This is a genomic window from Mesorhizobium sp. B2-3-5 (genome assembly GCF_006442395.1).
Taxonomy (GTDB): domain Bacteria; phylum Pseudomonadota; class Alphaproteobacteria; order Rhizobiales; family Rhizobiaceae; genus Mesorhizobium.
Window position 1 is genome coordinate 100630 of record NZ_VFVX01000011.1, and the last position, 18091, is coordinate 118720.

The 18091-nt window shown below is 63.9% G+C and carries 19 protein-coding genes; 11 read left to right on the forward strand and 8 right to left on the reverse strand.

Annotation, left to right across the window (positions count from 1 at the left end; all coding sequences use genetic code 11):
- Nucleotides 1–108: 108 nt before the first annotated feature.
- From FJ958_RS15300 to def, 3 genes are read right to left on the reverse strand one after another with little or no spacing between them, the layout of a single operon-like run.
- Nucleotides 109–615, reverse strand: coding sequence for an N-acetyltransferase (locus FJ958_RS15300; protein ID WP_140609877.1), 507 nt, complete (start codon nt 613–615; stop codon nt 109–111).
- Nucleotides 612–1565 (reverse strand): methionyl-tRNA formyltransferase, encoded by a 954-nt coding sequence (gene fmt, locus FJ958_RS15305; RefSeq protein ID WP_140743956.1) that lies wholly within the window; start codon nt 1563–1565, stop codon nt 612–614. The genes FJ958_RS15300 and fmt overlap by 4 nt, the downstream gene beginning before the upstream one ends.
- Nucleotides 1566–1571: 6 nt before the next feature.
- Nucleotides 1572–2102: a peptide deformylase gene (gene def, locus FJ958_RS15310; protein ID WP_140743958.1), complete on the reverse strand. Its 531-nt coding sequence runs from the start codon at nt 2100–2102 to the stop codon at nt 1572–1574.
- 103 nt (nt 2103–2205) lie between these two features.
- On the opposite strand from def, the gene FJ958_RS15315 reads away from it, so the two are divergent.
- Nucleotides 2206–3477 carry a DNA recombination protein RmuC gene (locus FJ958_RS15315; RefSeq protein WP_140743960.1) on the forward strand — a complete coding sequence of 424 codons (1272 nt, stop codon included), beginning with the start codon at nt 2206–2208 and terminating at the stop codon, nt 3475–3477.
- A gap of 124 nt (nt 3478–3601) precedes the next feature.
- Here the strand turns inward: FJ958_RS15315 and FJ958_RS15320 are convergent, their stop codons facing one another.
- The 3 genes from FJ958_RS15320 to FJ958_RS15330 all read right to left on the reverse strand — a co-directional run bounded on the left by FJ958_RS15320 (nt 3602) and on the right by FJ958_RS15330 (nt 5929).
- On the reverse strand, nt 3602–4414 hold the full coding sequence (locus FJ958_RS15320) for a class I SAM-dependent methyltransferase (protein WP_140743962.1): 813 nt from the start codon (nt 4412–4414) through the stop codon (nt 3602–3604).
- A 79-nt stretch (nt 4415–4493) separates the two neighbouring features.
- Nucleotides 4494–4898 (reverse strand): GFA family protein, encoded by a 405-nt coding sequence (locus FJ958_RS15325; protein WP_140743964.1) that lies wholly within the window; start codon nt 4896–4898, stop codon nt 4494–4496.
- A 77-nt stretch (nt 4899–4975) separates the two neighbouring features.
- Nucleotides 4976–5929, reverse strand: coding sequence for a cation diffusion facilitator family transporter (locus FJ958_RS15330; RefSeq protein ID WP_140743966.1), 954 nt, complete (start codon nt 5927–5929; stop codon nt 4976–4978).
- Nucleotides 5930–6147: 218 nt separating this feature from the next.
- Between FJ958_RS15330 and FJ958_RS32420 the strand changes: the two genes are divergently transcribed.
- Nucleotides 6148–6273 (forward strand): hypothetical protein, encoded by a 126-nt coding sequence (locus tag FJ958_RS32420; protein ID WP_081294138.1) that lies wholly within the window; start codon nt 6148–6150, stop codon nt 6271–6273.
- A gap of 211 nt (nt 6274–6484) precedes the next feature.
- On the forward strand, nt 6485–6799 hold the full coding sequence (gene sugE, locus FJ958_RS15340) for a quaternary ammonium compound efflux SMR transporter SugE (RefSeq protein WP_140743968.1): 315 nt from the start codon (nt 6485–6487) through the stop codon (nt 6797–6799).
- Between the two features lie 152 nt (nt 6800–6951).
- Here the strand turns inward: sugE and FJ958_RS15345 are convergent, their stop codons facing one another.
- Nucleotides 6952–7380, reverse strand: a complete 429-nt coding sequence (locus FJ958_RS15345; protein ID WP_140743970.1) for a DUF6481 family protein — start codon at nt 7378–7380, stop codon at nt 6952–6954.
- 278 nt (nt 7381–7658) lie between these two features.
- Here FJ958_RS15345 and FJ958_RS15350 point away from each other — a divergent pair, with 278 nt between their 5' ends.
- The 5 genes from FJ958_RS15350 to FJ958_RS15370 all read left to right on the forward strand — a co-directional run bounded on the left by FJ958_RS15350 (nt 7659) and on the right by FJ958_RS15370 (nt 12879).
- Nucleotides 7659–8720: an LLM class flavin-dependent oxidoreductase gene (locus FJ958_RS15350; protein WP_140743972.1), complete on the forward strand. Its 1062-nt coding sequence runs from the start codon at nt 7659–7661 to the stop codon at nt 8718–8720.
- A 169-nt stretch (nt 8721–8889) separates the two neighbouring features.
- Entirely contained in the window at nt 8890–10059 is a 1170-nt protein-coding gene (locus tag FJ958_RS15355) for an AI-2E family transporter (protein WP_140743974.1), read from the forward strand.
- A 71-nt stretch (nt 10060–10130) separates the two neighbouring features.
- Entirely contained in the window at nt 10131–10964 is an 834-nt protein-coding gene (locus FJ958_RS15360) for an arylamine N-acetyltransferase (RefSeq protein ID WP_140743976.1), read from the forward strand.
- Nucleotides 10961–11962 carry an LLM class flavin-dependent oxidoreductase gene (locus tag FJ958_RS15365; protein ID WP_140743978.1) on the forward strand — a complete coding sequence of 334 codons (1002 nt, stop codon included), beginning with the start codon at nt 10961–10963 and terminating at the stop codon, nt 11960–11962. The genes FJ958_RS15360 and FJ958_RS15365 overlap by 4 nt, the downstream gene beginning before the upstream one ends.
- 128 nt (nt 11963–12090) lie before the next feature.
- Nucleotides 12091–12879, forward strand: coding sequence for an inositol monophosphatase family protein (locus FJ958_RS15370; protein ID WP_140743980.1), 789 nt, complete (start codon nt 12091–12093; stop codon nt 12877–12879).
- A 20-nt stretch (nt 12880–12899) separates the two neighbouring features.
- Here FJ958_RS15370 and FJ958_RS15375 read toward each other — a convergent pair whose 3' ends face one another.
- A complete protein-coding gene (locus FJ958_RS15375; RefSeq protein ID WP_140744107.1) occupies nt 12900–13919 on the reverse strand; it encodes a LacI family DNA-binding transcriptional regulator in 1020 nt (339 codons plus the stop codon).
- Nucleotides 13920–14143: 224 nt separating this feature from the next.
- On the opposite strand from FJ958_RS15375, the gene FJ958_RS15380 reads away from it, so the two are divergent.
- Genes FJ958_RS15380 through FJ958_RS15390 form a run of 3 tightly spaced genes read left to right on the forward strand, consistent with a single transcriptional unit; the run spans nt 14144 to nt 18029 of the window.
- Nucleotides 14144–15733: a sugar ABC transporter ATP-binding protein gene (locus tag FJ958_RS15380; protein ID WP_140743982.1), complete on the forward strand. Its 1590-nt coding sequence runs from the start codon at nt 14144–14146 to the stop codon at nt 15731–15733.
- Nucleotides 15730–17064, forward strand: a complete 1335-nt coding sequence (locus FJ958_RS15385; protein WP_140743984.1) for an ABC transporter permease — start codon at nt 15730–15732, stop codon at nt 17062–17064. The genes FJ958_RS15380 and FJ958_RS15385 overlap by 4 nt, the downstream gene beginning before the upstream one ends.
- Nucleotides 17061–18029, forward strand: coding sequence for a substrate-binding domain-containing protein (locus FJ958_RS15390; protein WP_140743986.1), 969 nt, complete (start codon nt 17061–17063; stop codon nt 18027–18029). Before FJ958_RS15385 ends, FJ958_RS15390 begins: the two co-directional genes overlap by 4 nt.
- Nucleotides 18030–18091: the final 62 nt, after the last annotated feature.

Consider the following 18091-nt stretch of genomic DNA (forward strand, 5'->3'; position numbering starts at 1 on the left):
CAGAGCTCTCGCCTCGAGCAATTCCAGGAAAAGTGTGAAGCGGTTTACCGTTCGGAATTGCGTTAAACAAAGACGTAGTTCGCCGTTTCCGTGAAACGGCGGACTGCGCTACGCGGCGAGAGCGGTGAAGGCCGGGGCGTAGACCAGTCTGCCGGCTTCCGGGGCGTCGCCCCAGGCCAGCGCCTGCAGCGCCTCGCCCTGATACTCGCTCTCGAACTTCTCGGCGCGGGCGTGGCTGTAGCCGAAACGGCCGTAGTAGGCCGGATCGCCCAGCACGACGGCCAGCGTCTCGCCGGCATCCTTGAGCCGGATATGCGCCTCGCGGATCAGCGCGCCGCCAATGCCGCTGCCATGGAACGAAGGTTCCACCGCCAGCGGCGCCAGCGCCACGGCCGCGAAACGCTTGCCGCCGTTCTGCACGAACAGGCGCGAAAACAGGATGTGGCCAATGACTTGGCCGTCCTCTTCCGCCACCAGTTCGGCAACGGCATCGCCGCCGGTCACCAGCGCATCGACCAGCCCGGCTTCCGACTGCTGGCCGAAAGCGTGTTCCTCAACGAGGCGGATAGCCTCGCGATCCCGCGGCGTCGCCGCGCGTATCGACATCATGCTCATGAGAACTTCATTCCTTTTTCGATCTTGGCTCCGCGCAGGAATTCCGACGCGGCGGCGGGCCTTCCGCCCGCCCGTTGAACTTCGACCAGCCTGATCGCGCCTGTCCCGCAGGCGACCGTCAGACGGTCATCGAGAATTCCTCCCGACTCGCCCAAATCTTCCGAAAGCGATACGCCTTCAGACAGCGTCGAGCGGAGCAGTTTCAGCCGCTCAGGGCGGCCGCCAATGTCAATCTCGGACCAGGCGCCGGGAAAGGGCGACAGGCCACGAAGGTGGTTGTGGACCTCGGCCGCCGGCCGAGTCCAGTCCATGCGCGTCTCGGATTTATCGATTTTTCTGGCGTAAGTCACCCCTTCCGCCGCTTGCGCGGTAAATGTAAGGGTGTTCTTTTCCAGCCGGGCCAGCGCCTCCACCATCAGGGCAGCACCAACACACATCAACCGATCATGTAGATCGCCGGCTGTCATATCGGGGTCGATGGCGCATTTTTCAACCAATCCCACCGGTCCGGTGTCGAGCCCCTCCTCCATGCGCATCACCATCATGCCGGTCTCGCTGTCGCCAGCCATGATGGCGCGCTGGATGGGGGCAGCCCCCCGCCAGCGTGGCAAAAGCGATGCATGGCCGTTGATGCAGCCAAGCCGGGGCGCCTCCAGAACCGCCTTCGGCAGCAGCAATCCATAGGCGACCACCACGGCGACATCGGCCTGCAAAGCGCGGAAAGCAGCCTGTTCGGCCTCGTTCTTGAGGGATGTCGGCGCACGCACCGCGATGCGCAGCCGCTCGGCCTCGCGCTGCACCGGCGACGGCGTCAACTCCAGCCCACGCCGTCCGGCGGCACGCGGCGGCTGCGTATAGACGGCTGATATTTCATGCCCGGCCTCGGCGATGGCGCGCAACGTCGGCACCGAAAACTCCGGCGTGCCCATGAAGATGACGCGAAGGGGCATTTCCCCCTAGCCCACCAGCTTGCCCGGCGCCTTGTCCCTGGCGAGCTTTTTGAACTTTTTCACCACCATGTCGCGCTTCAGCTTCGAGATATGGTCGATGAACAGCACGCCGTTGAGGTGGTCGATCTCGTGCTGCAGGCAGGTCGCCATCAGTCCTTCGGCCTCCATCTCCTGCAGCTTGCCGTCGCGGTCAAGATATTTCACCCGCACGGAAGCCGGGCGTTCGACCTCGGCGTAATAGTCCGGGATCGACAGGCAGCCTTCCTCGTAGACGGAGCGCTGATCGGCGCTATCCAGGATCTCAGGATTGATGAAGATGTGCGGCGCCGGCGTTTCGTCTTCCTTGGCCAGGTCAATCACCAGCATGCGCAGCGGTTCGCCGACCTGGATTGCCGCCAGTCCGATACCGGGCGCGTCGTACATGGTCGCCAGCATGTCGTCGGCCAGCTTTTGCAAGGGCGCGTCGACGCGTTCCACCGGCTTGGAGACCTGGCGCAGGATTGGATCGGGAAGGATGATGAGCGGCTTGATCGGCATGGCGTTCCACCTAAGACCTCGCAGGAATGGCGTCAACCGGTGCGCCCGAGCCTCGTTCACGTTTTGATCTGTGCTATCAGGCCGAATCGGCTATGCTGTCCACATGAATGACCTGAGCACCATCCTTTCGGAGCCTGTCGCACGGCTTGGCGCCTCGACAATCACGCTCGGCCACGCGCTGGCCTTCGGCGCGTTGCTATTTTTCGGCCTGTTCGTGGCGCTCGTCGTTGCGCTGTGGCGGTCGGCCAAGGCGCGCGCGGTCGCCGCCGCGGAAGCTGCCGACCACGCCCGCGACGCCGAGGCGCGGATGGCCGGCATATTGCAGGCCCAGGCCGAAATGCAGGGGCGCATGGGCGCTATCGCCGAAGTGTTCGGCGCGCGTCAGGCGGAGCTGACGCAGTCGATCGGCCTGAGGCTTGACGCCATGACCGGCCGCCTCGGCCAGACCATGACCGAGCAGACCAAATCCACGCATGAGAGTCTGGCGAAGCTCCAGGAGCGGCTGGCCGTCATCGACACCGCGCAGGGCAACATCCAGTCGCTCGCCGGTCAGGTCGTGCAGTTGCAGGCCATCCTCTCCAACAAGCAGACGCGCGGCGCCTTTGGCCAGTCGCGCATGGAGGCGATCGTCGCCGACGGCCTGCCGCACGGCGCCTATGAATTCCAGGCGACGCTGTCGAACGGCAGCCGGCCCGATTGCCTGGTGAAGATGCCGAACGGCGCGCCGTCGCTGGCCATCGATGCCAAATTTCCGCTGGAGGCGTGGAATGCCATCCGCGCCGCCGATGGCGCCGACCTGCAGAAGGTCGCCGCCCAGGCCTTCCGCCGCGATATCGAAATCCACGTTCGCGATATTTCGGAAAAATACCTGATCCAGGGCGAGACGCAGGACACCGCCTTCATGTTCGTGCCGTCGGAATCGGTATTCGCCGAGATCCACGAGAATTTCGAGGCGGTGGTGCAAAGGGCGCATCGGGCCCGCGTCGTCATCGTGTCGCCGTCATTGCTGATGCTGTCGATCCAGGTCATCCAGGCAATCCTGAAGGATGCCCGCATGCGCGAGCAGGCGCATCTGATCCAGGGCGAAGTGATCCGCCTGATGGAGGATGTCGCGCGCGTCGACGAGCGGGTCCGCAAGCTGCAGACGCATTTCGGCCAATCAGCCAAGGACATCGACGATATTCTCGTCTCGACATCGAAGGTGACCAAGCGTGGCCAGAAGATCGAGGCGCTGGAGTTCGGCGCGCAGGCCGATGGCGATGCCGGCCCGGAGACGCCGTCACGGGCGCCGGCCGCGAAACTCGACCCCGGCCCGCGCGTTGCCGATTCGAAGACCGGGCAGCTCAGGCTGCGGGTCGTCGAAGGCGACGACTAAAGCAACTCCAGGAAAAGTGCGTAGCGGTTTTCCGTCCGGAATTGGGTAAGAACAAGAGGCCGAGCGGGTCAACCCAGTGAACGCCGAACCGCTCGAGGGCTGCACCCCCAGTAGGAGAACGGACCTAAACGGTAGCCATGATGATGTGCGCCTGGATTTTGGCGGCAACCTCGCCGTTGCCGTGCCTTTCGGCTATCGCCGATGCGGCATGGTCCGTGGCAGCATCCAGTTTCCCCGGATCACGAGCCTCGATTTCGGTGCGAAGAACCGTTCCCTGGCAATAGGCGACGGCCGGGATGCGCGGCGAGGATGCGCGGCTTTGTTCGGCTCGCGTCTCAATCACCACTTGGGAAAACCCGGCGTCCTCCAGCTCACTGCGGATGAGTGCCTTATCGTGGTAGCCGTGTGGCGTGCGTGCCAGAAAGCGCGGCGGATCGTCGGGAAAAATCCTTGCCAGCGCATTGGTCACATTATCGGCAAACACATTCTCCTCGATGCGATCCCAGACATTGAACAGAAAATACCCACCGGGTTTCAGGACCCGCTTGGCCTCGCGATAGGCAGACAGGCGGTTGGGGAAGAACATCGCGCCGAATTGGCAACAGACGAGATCGAAAGCCGCATTTTCAAACGGCAGCGCCAGCGCATCGGCCTGCCGCCACAGGATACGGCTGTCGGGAGCCTGTCGCGAAGCGGCATAATCGAGCATCGGCTGGTTGAGGTCGGTCACGACATAGCTTGCGCCAGGCGACAGTTTTGCCGCCAATGCGCGGGTGACGACCCCGGTGCCCGCCGCGACTTCCAGAACGGCGCTGGGCGACAAGGAGGCCGCTCGTCGTGCAAGGTCCGTGGCGAACGGCTCGAAAATCAACGGCACCATGTAGCGGTCGTAGTTTTCCGGAATCGAGCCGGAAAAGAGCTTGTCGGCTTCGTGCATGACGATCACCCACCATGTCTATGGCGCACAGCCTAGCACATGCTTGCAGGTCCTTGGACACGATTTCCGAAAAGAGCGGCTACCGCTCTTCCGCGATCGTGGTGACCTTGAATTCCGGCAGCCAGTGCAGGGCCGAGCGATGCCATTTCTGTTGTGTCGGGACGAGATCCTCGCGTTGCCGCGCGGTTCCCGCCCTGATCCCATACACCTTCGGACCGTCGCCGACCGACGTCGCGTAAAGATGCGAACCGCAGTCGCCGCAGAAAGCCTGGGCGCGCTTGGCGCCGCTCTCTCCGGTCTTGATATAGATCTTCGGCGCGCCCCTGGTGATCCGGTAGTGATCCTCGGTCGCGGGAACGGTCACGCGAAAGGCCGTGCCGGTCAGTTTCTGGCAATCCGTGCAGTGGCAGATCGAGGTCTTCTCCGGGTCGACCTCCGCTTCATAGGTGATGGCGCCGCAATGGCACCCGCCGTCGATCTTCATGTTCGTTCCTCCAGAAATTCCCCCGAATTTTAGCGGCGGGAGCTCGCCGAGCCAATGGCGCAGCGCTAGTCCAGGGCCTAATCGGACGCCGCCTCGATCCTCTTGCGCCGCTGCTCCCAGGTGCCGGTGGTCTGCGGTTTGACGAACAGCCGCGTGATCTCCGGCATCTCCTTCTTCAGCCGCGCCTCGATGCGTTCGACACAGGCTTCGATCTCGGGTGCGGTCAGATGGTCCTCGAACTCGATGCTGAGGCCGGCCACGATCTCTTCCGGCCCCATGTGGACGGTCAGGACTCCGTTCGCCCGTTGCACCGCCTGGTCCTGCTGGACGATCTCCAGCACGCGTCTCTGCACTTCGGGTGAAGCCGGCTCGCCGATGAGCAGCCCCTTGCTTTCACGGGCCAGGAAAATCGCCGTCGCGCCGAGGATAAGCGCGATGCCGATCGAAGCCACGCCGTCGAGTTCCGGCATCTCCAGCAGCTCCGCCGCCAATATGCCGGCAAAGGCGACGGTCAGGCCGAGAAGGGCAGCGCTGTCCTCGAACAGAACGGTATAGACGCTCGGATCCTTGCTCGATTGCGCGGCCTCCAGCCAGCCTTCTCCGCCCTTGTGCCGGCGAAATTCCCTCAGCGCCACCAGCCAGGAGCTGCCCTCGAACAGGAAGGACAGGCCGAGAACGATATAGTTCACCTTGACGTTGGCGGCAGGCTCGGGCGCCATGATGTGGATGATGCCCTCGTAGAGCGAAACGCCGGCGCCCAGCGCGAAGACGAGAAGAGCGACGATGAAGCTCCAGAAATAGAGCTCGCGGCCATGTCCGAGCGGATGGGTGCGGTCGGCCGGGCGCGCGGCACGGTGCATGCCGTAGAGCAGGAGGCCGCCATTGCCGGTATCGACCAGTGAATGGACGCCTTCCGATAGCATCGCAGAACTGCCGGTGAAGAAGGCGGCGCCGAATTTGGTCAGCGCGATGGCCAGATTGCCGGCCAGCGCCGCATAGATGACCGTTTTTGAGCCGCCGTGCCCGGCCATCGTTTCCTCGCGGTTGCCGATGCCTGAGCTTAGCTCCCCGTCCGCCGAAGCTCCACACTATCCTGAACGCACGAACAGCCGATGCGTTCAGGCCGCCCGTCGCCGGGCCTCTCAAACCGGTTGACAGCCATCCGCGGGGCGCAAGGCCGCAAACAGCCCTCTTGCTTAGAGGCGTTTCTCTTGTTTCACTTCACTTCCCACAATTGGAGGAACGAATCATGGCTAAAGGTGCGATGAAGGCGGGCAAGGAAGCTCGCAAGCCGAAAAAGGACGCCAAGAAACCCGCGGCCGCTCCGGCCCTCAAGGCGCCGCCGGTCAAGGCGATGCGGATCAAGGAAAAGTAGGTCTCGGCCAACCGGCGCGGCGAGATCTCGCCGGCGGTATTCGACGATGCCGCCGGGCAGATGTTGATCGGGCGCCTGGACAACCCTATGTTTCCGGCGCGGGGACGACCCCGCGCCTCTCCGAAAATTCGGTCGGGACGACCCGCCCACTGTTGATCACGCATCTGCGGATCGGATCTGTTCCGGTCCGATGCGGGATGGAGCGTCTCCGATGTCTTGGATTTTTTTGTTTTTCGCCGGCCTGTTCGAAATCGGTTGGGCGATCGGCCTCAAATATACCGACGGCTTCACCAGGCTCGTTCCGACCGTGCTCACGGTCGCTTCGATGATCGTCAGCGTCACCCTGCTCGGCCTGGCGCTGAAGGCGCTGCCCGTCGGCACTGCCTATGCGGTGTGGACCGGCATCGGCACCGTTGGCACGGCGCTGCTCGGCATCTGGCTGCTCGGCGAGCCGGCCACCGCGATCCGGCTCGCCTGCATCGCGCTGATCGTCTGCGGCATCATGGGGCTGAAATTCGCGGCCTGATGAGGGTGTTCCCCCGCCTCAAGGCCTGGCTCGAAAGTGAACTCGCCTGACATCGATGCCGGGCATCGTCCAATGAGAGGGACCGACAAGCGCAAAAAGGGCCGCGCCTTAGCGCGTCCCTTTGTCCACTGCCTTCGAGGCGAATGCCGCGCTTAGCGGCCGGTAAAGCCGGGCGGGGCCCTGCCGGTGCGCGCCTTGCGCGCCGCGTAACGCGCGTCGCGCTTGGCCTTGCGTTCGGCCTCGTCGGCGAGCAGCCGGGCGATGCGCTCGGTCTCCTCGGCTTCGCGGATCTTCGCTTCAGCCGCGGCGGCTTCCTCGGCGGCGATACGCGCCGCTTCGGCAGCGGCCTCGCGTTCAGCCTTCTCGGCCGCTTCGCGCGCCAGCTTTTCCTGCTTCAGCCGGGCCTTCTCGGCCTCACGTATTTCACGGGCCGCAAGGATCGCCTTGCGTTCGGCCTGTCGCGCCAGCACCGCGGGATCGTCTGCTGCCGGCTTTGACTTGAAGCGCTCCAGAAGCGCCTTCTTTGCCTCGTTCGCGGCATTGCGCCGCTCGAAAATATCTTTTTCCCTGTAGATAGCCAAGTCCACTTCCCTGAAGTCAATTCGCGAGGCTTACATACGCGCGAAAACCGAGAGTTCAAGCGCCAAATCGGTATGGCAGCCATGAATTTCTGGGCTGTTGCGCGCGGGAGACGCCTTTCCTTCGGAAATCGGCATGCACTGTTCATCGTCCGCCCTCTGGCGACGGGGCTGGCGGATCGCTACCTCTGAAGCGAAACGGAAAGCGGCGCGGTGGTTCTCTTCCCACGCCGCTTGCACTCTCGCGAACTCCGAATTCGCCGAACCAGGATGACATTGACATGGAACTCGGTCTTTACACTTTTGCCGACGTCAGTCCGCAGCCCGGCCCGGGCGCCATCAGACCACATGAGCGCTTGCGCAATCTGATCGAGGAGGTCGAACTGGCCGACCAGGTCGGTCTCGACGTATTTGGTCTTGGTGAGCATCACCGGCCAGATTATGCCGCGTCCGCGCCGGTCGTCGCCTTGGCGGCGGCTGCCGAGCACTCCAAACGCATCAAGCTCACCAGCGCGGTCACGGTGCTGTCTTCCGATGATCCGGTGCGCGTCTTCCAGCAATTTGCCACGCTCGATCTTCTCTCGGGCGGCCGCGCCGAGATCATGGCCGGGCGCGGTTCGTTCATCGAATCCTTCCCGCTGTTCGGCTACAATCTGGAGGATTACGACGAGCTCTTCGCCGAAAAGCTCGATCTGCTGCTTGCCATCCGCGATCAGGTGAAGGTCACCTGGTCCGGCAATCTGCGCGCGCCGATCAACGATCGCGGCGTCTACCCACGGCCCTTTCAGGACAAATTGCCCGTGTGGATCGCCATCGGCGGCACGCCGCAGTCCGCTGCCCGCGCGGGCGCGCTCGGCCTGCCCCTGGCGCTTGCCATCATCGGTGGCGAGCCGGCGCGGTTCGCGTCGCTGTTCGACCTCTACCGTGAGGCTGCCAGGCGTGCCGGCAGTGATCCGGCTGGCCTTGCCACCAGCATCAACGTGCATGGCTTCATCGCGGACACGACCGAGCAGGCGGCCGATGATTTTTACGGCCCGCAGGCCGAAGTCATGAACCGCATCGGCCGCGAGCGCGGCTGGGGCCCGACATCGCGGGGGCATTTCGACCAGTCGCGCGGTCCGAACGGCGCGCTTTTCGTCGGCAATCCCGAGCAGGTAGCCGAGAAGATCGTCGCCCAGCACACGATCTTCAACAATGACCGCTTCTTGTTGCAGATGGCGATCGGCATCATGCCGCATGCCAAGATCATGAAGGCGATCGAGCTCTACGGCACCAGGGTGGCGCCAATCGTGCGCAAGGAAACGGCGAAATCAACGCCGGCGGTGGCGTCGCCCGTCGCCTGAACCGCGCCGACTCTCGCTCGTGTGGCGTCCCGCTTCGCTTGGACCCTACGCGGTTGTCGCGCGACGATCTCGCGGCCATCCGAAGCCGGCTTATGGAACCTTGCCCGCAACTCCGCGTTTTGCCAGCGCCCGCCATGCGTCCATTGCCGGGTGGCAGGCAAGGGGAAATATGAAGACCGAGTCCGCCGCTTCGGGCGCAGGCACAGCCGCATCAGACGATCCGCGCGTCGAGGCCCGCGCCGACACGCATCTGATGCGATCGCTGCTTGTCGGCATCTTCATTTTCATGACCGTCTATGCGCTTTATTTCGCCCGCGCCTTCTTCATGCCCGTCATTCTGGCCTTCCTGCTGGCGCTGACGCTGACGCCGATCGTCCGGCTTTTGCGCAAGCACGGCATTCCCGAGGTGGCCTCGGCGACCCTTCTGGTACTGCTCTCGATCTGCGTCTTCGCCAGCGCCGGTTACCTGCTGTCCAGCCCGATCATCGACCTCATCAACAACACCTCGTCCATCGGCCAGCAACTGGCCGAACGGCTGGCGCAGTTGCGCCGTCCATTCGAAAAGGTCATGCAGATCTCGCATCAGATCGAGCAATTGACCGAGACTTCCCAGGAACCCGACATACAAAAGGTCGCGGTCGCCCAGTCCGGCATTCTGTCGTCCGCCGCCAGCAACATCCTGTCGGCGGGAACCAGCCTCACCATCATCTTCGTCCTGTCGTTGTTCCTGCTCGCCTCGGGGACGATGTTCTACGAGAAGATCATCCAGTCTTTCGCCAGCCTCACCGAGAAGAAGCGGGCGCTGCGCGTCGTCTATGACGTCGAGCGCGAAATCTCGCACTATCTGCTCACCGTCACCATCATCAACGGGGGTCTCGGCACCGTCATCGGCCTTGGCCTGTGGGCACTCGGCATGCCCAACCCGCTGGTCTGGGGCGTCGCGGCGGCGCTGCTCAACTTCCTGCCCTATGTCGGTGCGCTGCTGACCATCGTGCTGGTCGCGGTGATGGCGCTGATCAGCTTCGACAGCATCTCCTACGCGCTTCTGGCGCCGGCCTTCGTGCTGCTCTGCGACATCGTCGAAGGCCAGTTCGTAACGCCGATGGTGGTCGGCCGGCGTCTGGAGATCAACGCGGTGGCGATCTTCATCGCGATTGCCTTCTGGTCGTGGCTGTGGGGCTTCGTTGGCGCCCTGATGGCTGTACCGCTGCTGGTGGTCATCAAGGTGTTCTGCGATCATTTCGAGGGGCTCGGTCATGTCGGCAATTTTCTCGCCGCGCAACAGACCGCCGTGGTGGAGGACGAACCCGAGGAGGAGGACAGCAAGGCCGCTGCATGAGCGGCACGCTGTGTTTGCGGCATCCTGACTGAGTGCCTATATCCGCTCTGACAATGGCCGGTGCCCTTCCGATGAGTGATGTTTCCTTCGACCTCGACGCCTATTTCGCACGCATCGGCCATGCCGGGTCCAGGGATGTCTCGCTGGACACGTTGAAGACGCTCCATTTCCTCCACCCGCAGGCAATCCCCTTCGAGAACATCGATCCGTTTCTTGGCCGCCCGGTCCGTCTGGATCTTGCAGCGCTGCAGGACAAGATCGTCGTTGGCGGGCGCGGCGGCTATTGTTTCGAGCACAATCTCCTCTTCATGCATGCCCTGAAGGCGCTGGGTTTCGAGGTCGGCGGGCTAGCGGCGCGCGTGCTCTGGGGTCAGAACGAGGACGCCATCACGGCGCGCGGCCATATGCTTTTGCGGGTCCAGCTTGCTGGCAAGACCTACATCGCCGATGTCGGCTTCGGTGGCCTGACCCTGACGGCGCCCCTGCTGCTGGATCACGGCACGGAACAGAAAACCCCGCATGAGACGTTCCGCATCGCCGAAGCGGACGATCATTTCCGATTGCAGGCCGCCATAGGCGGCGACTGGCGCTCGCTCTACCGCTTCGATCTGCAGCCGCAATACGAGGTCGACTATTCCGTCACCAACTACTTCCTGTCGACCAACCCGACATCGCATTTCCTCACCTCCGTCATGGCGGCGCGCGCCGCGCCCGACCGGCGTTTCGCGTTGCGCGGTGCCAAGCTGTCGATCCATCACATTGACGGCCGCAGCGAGCAGAAGGACATCGCCACCGCTGCCGAACTCGCCGACACGCTGGAAGGCCAGCTCGGCATCATCATTCCCGACCGCGCGGTCTTCGAGGCCAGGGTGCGCAAGAAGAAGATCGTGGAGACCTCTGCATGACCGAACTGTCCGTTCTCGACCTGTCGCCGATCGTCGAAGGCAGCGATGCCTCGCACTCGCTGGCCAACTCGCTCGATCTCGCCCGTCATGCCGAGCGGCTGGGCTACAAGCGCTACTGGCTGGCGGAACATCACAACATGCCGGGCATCGCCAGTGCCGCCACCGCCGTGGTCATCGCCCACATCGCCGGCGGCACCAGGGCCATCCGCGTCGGCGCTGGCGGCATCATGCTGCCCAACCATGCGCCGCTGGTCATCGCCGAGCAGTTCGGCACGCTGGCCGCCTTGTTTCCCGGCCGCATCGATCTCGGTCTTGGCCGGGCGCCCGGCACCGATATGAATACGGCGCGCGCCTTGCGCCGCAACCTCGAGGCGGGCGTCGACAATTTCCCGCAGGATGTCGTCGAGCTTATGGGCTATTTCCTGCCGGCCGAGGAAGGCCAGCGCCTCAGGGCCGTGCCTGGCGAAGGCCAGAACGTGCCGATCTGGATTCTTGGATCGAGTCTCTACGGCGCGCAACTCGCCGCCATGCTCGGCCTGCCCTACGCCTTCGCTTCGCATTTCGCGCCGGCGGAGCTCGATCACGCACTGGACATCTACCGTTCGCGCTTCCAGCCGTCGGAGCAGCTCGACAAGCCGCGTGTCATGCTCGGCCTCAATGTCTTTGCAGCGCCCACCGACGCCGAGGCACGATTGCTGTTCACCTCGCTGCAGCAGGCCTTCGTCAATCTGCGCACCGGCCGGCCGGGAAGATTGCCGCCGCCGGTCGAGAACTATGACCGCGATCTCGACCCGATGGCCAAGACCATGCTCGGCCAGGCGCTGTCCTGCGCCGTCGTTGGCTCCCCCGAAACGGTCCGGCAAGGCATCGATGCGTTCGTGCGCCGCACCGGTGCCGACGAACTGATGGTCACCGCGCAGATCTTCGATCATGCCGCCCGCCTGCGGTCGTTCGAGATCCTGGCCGAGGCCCACAAATCCCTGGCGGAAGCAGCCTAACTCCTTGTTTCCGTGCAATTCCGGACGGGAGCAATTGCACTGTTTTCCCGGAATTGTTCTTGGACACTTTTACGGACGGCATTCTTTTGCTAAGGCGGGCTGTCTCCCTCAGGATCGAGCGTCGCCCCGTGAAAAATGACCATGACGCGCGAATGCAATTCGCCATCGAGCTGGCGCGTCGCGCGGGCGAACTTGGCCTCAAATATTTCCGCGATCTGGAAAGCCTGACCATCGAAAGCAAGGGCCATCAGGACCTGGTCTCGCAAGCCGACCGCGAGGTCGAGCTGTTCATCCGCGCCGCCATTGCCGCCGACTATCCGCAAGACGGCATCGTCGGCGAGGAGCATGCCCCGGTCGCCGGCACGACAGGCTACGTCTGGGTGATCGACCCCATCGACGGTACGGCCAATTTCGTGCGCGGCATTCCGGCCTGGTGCGTGGTGATCGCCTGCGCCCGGGACGGAGAGACGGTTGTCGGCGTCATCCACGAGCCTTCGACCGGCGAGACGTTTCACGGAAGGCTCGGCGGCGGCGCCTTCGTCAACGGCAGGCCGATCAGGACGAGCCTGGCGACCAGCCTGGAGGAAGGGTCCGTGGGGACCGGCTTCTCGAATCGGGCCGAGGCCGAGAACATCGCCGTGCTGATCAAGAAGATCCTCGCCGAAGGCGGCGTCTCCTTCCGCAACGCGTCCGGCGCCCTGATGCTTGCCTATGTGGCGTCGGGCCGGCTGCTTGGCTATGTGGAAGAACACATGAACGCCTGGGACTGTCTGGCTGGCATGCTGTTGATCGAGGAGGCCGGCGGCACGGTTCTGAAGGCGGATCCGAAGACGGTGCTGCGGAGCGGAACGCAGATCATCACGGGCGGCAAGGGCGTCTTTTCGAAGCTGCAGGCGCTTTGTTCCGGCGTCTTCTAGCCTGATGCGCGGACGTTCGTTCAGGCACTCACGCTCTGCACAACCGCCCCCAGCGGCCGGCACGAATTGCGGATCATCAGCCGGCCCTTGAGCACCAGTTTGCGCGGCGGCGCGTCACGGTTGCCGGCGAGACGGTCAAGCAGCAGATTGGCCGCCTGTTCGCCGATCGCCTGCACGGGTTGCGCCACCGTGGTCAGCTGCGGCTGGAACACATCGGACCACGGAAAATCGTCAAAGCAGGCAACCGAAATGTCCTCGGGGCAGGAAAGGCCGATGTCACGGATCGCCTTCATGGTGCCGATCACCATCGGGTTGTTGGCCGAGAAGATCGCGCTCGGCCGGTCGTGCAGCGAAAGCAGCTGCATGGTCGCGTTATAGCCGTCGATCTCGTGGAAATTGCCGGAGCGGACCAGCTCTTCGGCCACCGGCAGTCCGGCGGCCTGGAGCGCCTCACGGTATCCCGTCATGCGGTCGTGCATGGGCGAAATGTCCGAGGTGCCGGTGATGTAGCCGATGCGCCGGTGACCGAGATCGATCAGATAGGTGATGGCGTCGAACACCGCGCGCTCGTTGTCGAGCACCACCATATCGGTATCGACGCCCTCGCAGATGCGGTCCAGAAGCACCACCGGCACCTTGGCGTCGTCGACGATCCCCTTGAGGATCGCGCCGTCGCCGACACGCGCCACAATCAGCCCATCGACCATGCGGTCAAGCAACAGTCTGATCTGGTCGTCCTGGGTGTTCAAATCCTCGTCGGTGCAACACAGCATGACCGCATAGCCGGCGCGGTCGAAGGCCTGCTGGATGACCGAGACGACATCGGTGAAGAACGGGTTGGTGATGTGCGGCACGGTCAGCCCGATGGTGCGCGTCGTGCCCATCTTGAGGCTGCGGGCGATCGCATTGCGCTTGTAGCCGATATCGCGGATCGCCTGTTCGATGCGCTGGCTGAGCTCCGGGCTGACGGTCGCCGTGCCGTTGATCAGTGCCGAAACGGTGGCGACCGAGACACGCGCGGCTTCCGCCACATGCAGCATCGTCGGTGCCGTGGATTTCCGCTGCCGCGTCCGCTTGGATGATGCCATCTTTCGAAACGTTTCGCCCGTGTCTGTCCGCTATATACCTACGGAGTATCAAGGTTTTTCGCAAGATTTGAAAGGAGTCAATCCTGCCTGGTCAGATAGCGGCTTGACATGATCGAAACGTTTAGATTAGCGTTCGGGTCGAATTTGACGAAGACGGAAGGGAGGCCGCCATTGTCATGGAGCACAGCAGTTCCCTTTCCCCGGGGCATAACGCGCCAGCGGCGGACCAGCCAGATACGGTTCTGAGCGCGGAGCATATTTCCAAGAGCTTCGGCGGTATTGCAGCGCTTAGCGACGTCCGCTTCGACCTGCGCGGCGGCGAGGTCCACGCCTTGATGGGCGAAAACGGCGCCGGCAAGTCGACGCTGATGAAAATCCTCTCCGGCGTTTATACCGGCTATGAAGGCACGGTCAGCGTCGATGGCCGGCCGGTCAGCTTCGCCGGCGTGCGTGACGCCGAGGATGCCGGCATCGCCATCATTCACCAGGAGCTCAACCTGGTGCCGGAGCTCAGCGTCGCCGACAACATCTTTCTCGGCCGCGAGAAGCTGATCGCAGGGCTGATCGTCGACCGCAAGGCGAGCAGCCGTGCCGCCGGCGCCCTGTTGCAGCGGCTCGGCATCGAACTCGATCCCGAAGCCCGCGTCGGCGCCTTGCGCGTCGGTGAACAGCAGCTGGTCGAGATCGCCAAGGCACTGTCGATGTCGGCGCGCATCCTGATCATGGACGAGCCGACCTCCGCGCTGTCGCCGGCCGAATGCCAGCGGCTGTTCCGCATCATCCGCCAGCTTGCCGACAGCGGCGTCGCCATCGTCTACATCTCGCACCGCATCGACGAGGTCATGCATCTGGCCGGCCGGATCACCGTCTTCCGCGACGGGCGCCATGTGCTGACCAGGCTGATGGCCGAGCTTGACGAGAATGCCATCATTTCGGCGATGGTCGGCAGGGACCTGCTCGCATCCTCCCAAGAGGAGCGGGATATCGGCGGCGGGACTGTGCTTTCGGTCAGCGATCTGTCGCTGTCGAAGCCCGACCGCCAGGGCTGGCGGCAGGTGATCGACGGCGTCAGCTTCGATCTTGCCGCAGGCGAAATCCTCGGCATTGGCGGCCTGCTGGGTTCCGGCCGCACCGAGATCATGGAGGCGATTTTTGGTTCGGGGGATGGCCGGACCGGCGGCGAAATCCGGCTCGACGGCGCCCCCGTGAACATTCGCTCGCCGCGCGACGCAAGGCGGCTGGGCATCGCGCTGGTGACCGAGGATCGCAAGACGCAAGGCCTGCACCTGCAGGCCTCGATCACTGACAATGTGGCGCTGCCGCTGGTCGGATCGCTGGCGCGCTTCGGCATCCGCTCGCTGGCCGGCGAACAGGGGCTGGCGCGGCAGGCGGTCAAGGCGCTCGGCATCCGCTGCCAGGACATCGACCAGCCGGCCGGCACGCTGTCGGGCGGCAACCAGCAGAAGGTCGTCATCGGCAAGTGGCTGGCGACCAGGCCACGCGTGCTTTTGCTGGACGAACCGACGCGCGGCATCGATGTCGGCGCCAAGCGCGAAATCTACGACCTGATCTTCAGGCTGGCGCGCGAAGGCCTGGCCATCGCCGTCATCAGCTCCGAGCTGCCGGAACTGCTGCATCTCTCGGATCGTATCCTGGTGATGGCCGACGGCCGCCAGACCGGCATTCTTTCCCGCGAGGCGGCAAGCGAGGAGGCCATCATGCGCCTCGCTGCGCCGCGCCGTACCATTTCGAGACCAGCCGCATGACTGCCCTGAAGCTCCTGGCCCGGACCAAGCTCTACTGGGGCCTGATCGCTATCTTCCTGATCGGCGTGCTGGGCTCGCCGGTGAGTTCCAAGGGCAACAACATCTTCCTGTCCTACGGCAACCTGCTCGACGTGCTGCGCCAGGTGTCGACCACCGGGCTGATCGCCACCGGCATGACGGCGGTGATCATCACCGGCGGCATCGATCTTTCCGTCGGCTCGCTGATGGCCATCTGCTCGGTGGTCTGCGCCATGCTGCTGACGGTTCCGGGCGTGACGCCGGGTGTCGTGCTGGGCGTGCCGACCGTTGCCCTAGTGGCGCTTTGCCTTGGCTTCGTCATCACCCGCTTCATCTTCCTCAACCTGGAAAAGTCCCGCGCCGGTCCGGATGCCGCCGCGAGCGATATCCGGCTGAACAGCGCTCGGGGGCTGGTCACACCGGCCATCGTCGGCATCGTGCTGTGTTGCTTGTCCCTTTGGTATCTGCTGCCGCAGATCGAGCCCAGATTCGGCGTGCTCGGCGTGCTGCTGGTGGCGCCCTGCGTCGGCCTGCTGTTTGGCGCCGTCAACGGCTTCATTATCGTTGGCGGGCGCCTGCAGCCTTTCATCGTCACCCTGGCGATGATGGTGACGGCACTCGGCATCGCCAGGCTCACCGCCGGCCAGAACAATGCGGTGCTGCCGGTCTATACCGGCTCGAATGCCACCGCGGATTTCGAAATGCTGCGCTCGCTGGTGTTCGGCGTGATCCCAATGCCCGGCCTGTTCTTCCTGGGCGCGATCCTGATCTACGGCGCGGTGCTGCGCTTCACGCCGTTCGGCCGCTATGTCTATGCCATCGGCGGCAATGAGGAGGCGGCCCGGCTCTCCGGCATCGCCGCCGGGCGCGTCAAGATCGCCACCTATGCAGTTTCCGGCCTGCTCGCCGGCATCGCCGCCGTGCTCTATGTGGCGCAGTACCGGCAAGGCAAGCCGGACGCCGGCGCCGGGCTGGAGCTCGACGCCATCGCCGCCGTGGTCATCGGCGGCACCAGCCTGATGGGCGGCCGCGGCAGTCTGACCGGCACCTTCTGCGGCGTGCTGATTTTCGGGCTGCTCTCCAACATATTGCAGCTCCACAATATCAACTCGAACCTTCAGCTGGTGCTGAAGGGAATGATCATCATCGGCACCGTGCTCGTCCAGGAGCGCAATGCCGGTGATCTCCTGGCCTATCTGCGCCTCGTACCTGCGTCCGTCCGGCGCGGGCAACCGGCGCGCACGGAAACGGCCGCGGTCAAGCGGCCGTCGCAAGAGACCCCGTCTCTCAATCTCGGAGGAAACAAGAAATGAAACGACGTGACATGCTGAAGCTTGCCGCCCTCGGCGCGGCAATGCTGACCACCACCGCGCTGCTCTCCACCGGCCATGCCTTCGCCCAGGACAAGAAGTGGAAGATCGGCTTCTCGCAGGTGACGACCATCGAGCCCTGGCGCGCCCAGTTCAACAAGGACATTCTGGCCGAAGCCGCCAAGCATCCGGACGTCGAGCTGATCGTCACCGATGGCGAGGACAAGACCGAGAAGCAGGTCGCCGATGTCGAGAATCTGATCCGCCAGGAAGTCGACGCGCTGCTGGTGTCGCCGAAGGAATCCGCCGGCCTGACGGGCGTCGTGCAGCAGGCCATCGACGCCAAGATTCCGGTCTTCGTGCTCGACCGCAATGTCGACACCAAGGACTATACCCAGTTCGTCGGCGGCGACAATAAGCTGATCGGCCGCGCGGCCGGCGAATATGCCGTCGAACTGCTCGGCGGCAAGGGCAAGGCGGCGGGCAACGTCGTCGAGATCTGGGGCGGCATGGGTACCCAGCCGGCGCATGACCGCCATGACGGCTTCCACGAATTCACCGACAAGGAGCCGGGCATCAAGTATCTGCTCGACCAGCAGTCGGGCGACTGGAAGCAGGACCAGGCCTACAACATCATGGCGACCGCGCTGCGCAACGACGAGAAGATCGACCTCGTCTACGGTCACAACGATCCGATGGCCTACGGCGCCTATCTCGCCGCCAAGGATGCCGGCCGCGAGAAGGACATCAAGTTCATCGGCATTGACGGTCTGCCCAATGAAGGCGTGCAGTTGGTCAACAAGGGCGAGCTGACGGCGACCTTCACCTATGTGACTCCCGGCGCCGAAGGCCTGCGCCAGGCGATCAGGTTCCTCAAAGGCGAGAAGGTCGAAAAGACCATCACGCTGCCCACCGAGAAGATCACCAAGGAAAACGCCGCCAAGGTGCTGAAGGATAACGGCCTCTGAGGACTTGTGGGATGGGTTGGCGCTGCCCTCATCCTCCTGCCGGGTGTTCGTCGTTCGAAAAG

Coding starts and splice junctions, on each gene's coding strand:
- FJ958_RS15300 (WP_140609877.1), bottom strand. CDS start 615: ATGAGCATGATGTCGATACGCGCGGCGACGCCGCGGGATCGCGAGGCT.
- fmt (WP_140743956.1), bottom strand. CDS start 1,565: ATGCCCCTTCGCGTCATCTTCATGGGCACGCCGGAGTTTTCGGTGCCG.
- def (WP_140743958.1), bottom strand. CDS start 2,102: ATGCCGATCAAGCCGCTCATCATCCTTCCCGATCCAATCCTGCGCCAG.
- FJ958_RS15315 (WP_140743960.1), top strand. CDS start 2,206: ATGAATGACCTGAGCACCATCCTTTCGGAGCCTGTCGCACGGCTTGGC.
- FJ958_RS15320 (WP_140743962.1), bottom strand. CDS start 4,414: ATGCACGAAGCCGACAAGCTCTTTTCCGGCTCGATTCCGGAAAACTAC.
- FJ958_RS15325 (WP_140743964.1), bottom strand. CDS start 4,898: ATGAAGATCGACGGCGGGTGCCATTGCGGCGCCATCACCTATGAAGCG.
- FJ958_RS15330 (WP_140743966.1), bottom strand. CDS start 5,929: ATGGCCGGGCACGGCGGCTCAAAAACGGTCATCTATGCGGCGCTGGCC.
- FJ958_RS32420 (WP_081294138.1), top strand. CDS start 6,148: ATGGCTAAAGGTGCGATGAAGGCGGGCAAGGAAGCTCGCAAGCCGAAA.
- sugE (WP_140743968.1), top strand. CDS start 6,485: ATGTCTTGGATTTTTTTGTTTTTCGCCGGCCTGTTCGAAATCGGTTGG.
- FJ958_RS15350 (WP_140743972.1), top strand. CDS start 7,659: ATGGAACTCGGTCTTTACACTTTTGCCGACGTCAGTCCGCAGCCCGGC.
- FJ958_RS15355 (WP_140743974.1), top strand. CDS start 8,890: ATGAAGACCGAGTCCGCCGCTTCGGGCGCAGGCACAGCCGCATCAGAC.
- FJ958_RS15360 (WP_140743976.1), top strand. CDS start 10,131: ATGAGTGATGTTTCCTTCGACCTCGACGCCTATTTCGCACGCATCGGC.
- FJ958_RS15365 (WP_140743978.1), top strand. CDS start 10,961: ATGACCGAACTGTCCGTTCTCGACCTGTCGCCGATCGTCGAAGGCAGC.
- FJ958_RS15375 (WP_140744107.1), bottom strand. CDS start 13,919: ATGCTGCATGTGGCGGAAGCCGCGCGTGTCTCGGTCGCCACCGTTTCG.
- FJ958_RS15380 (WP_140743982.1), top strand. CDS start 14,144: ATGGAGCACAGCAGTTCCCTTTCCCCGGGGCATAACGCGCCAGCGGCG.
- FJ958_RS15385 (WP_140743984.1), top strand. CDS start 15,730: ATGACTGCCCTGAAGCTCCTGGCCCGGACCAAGCTCTACTGGGGCCTG.
- FJ958_RS15390 (WP_140743986.1), top strand. CDS start 17,061: ATGAAACGACGTGACATGCTGAAGCTTGCCGCCCTCGGCGCGGCAATG.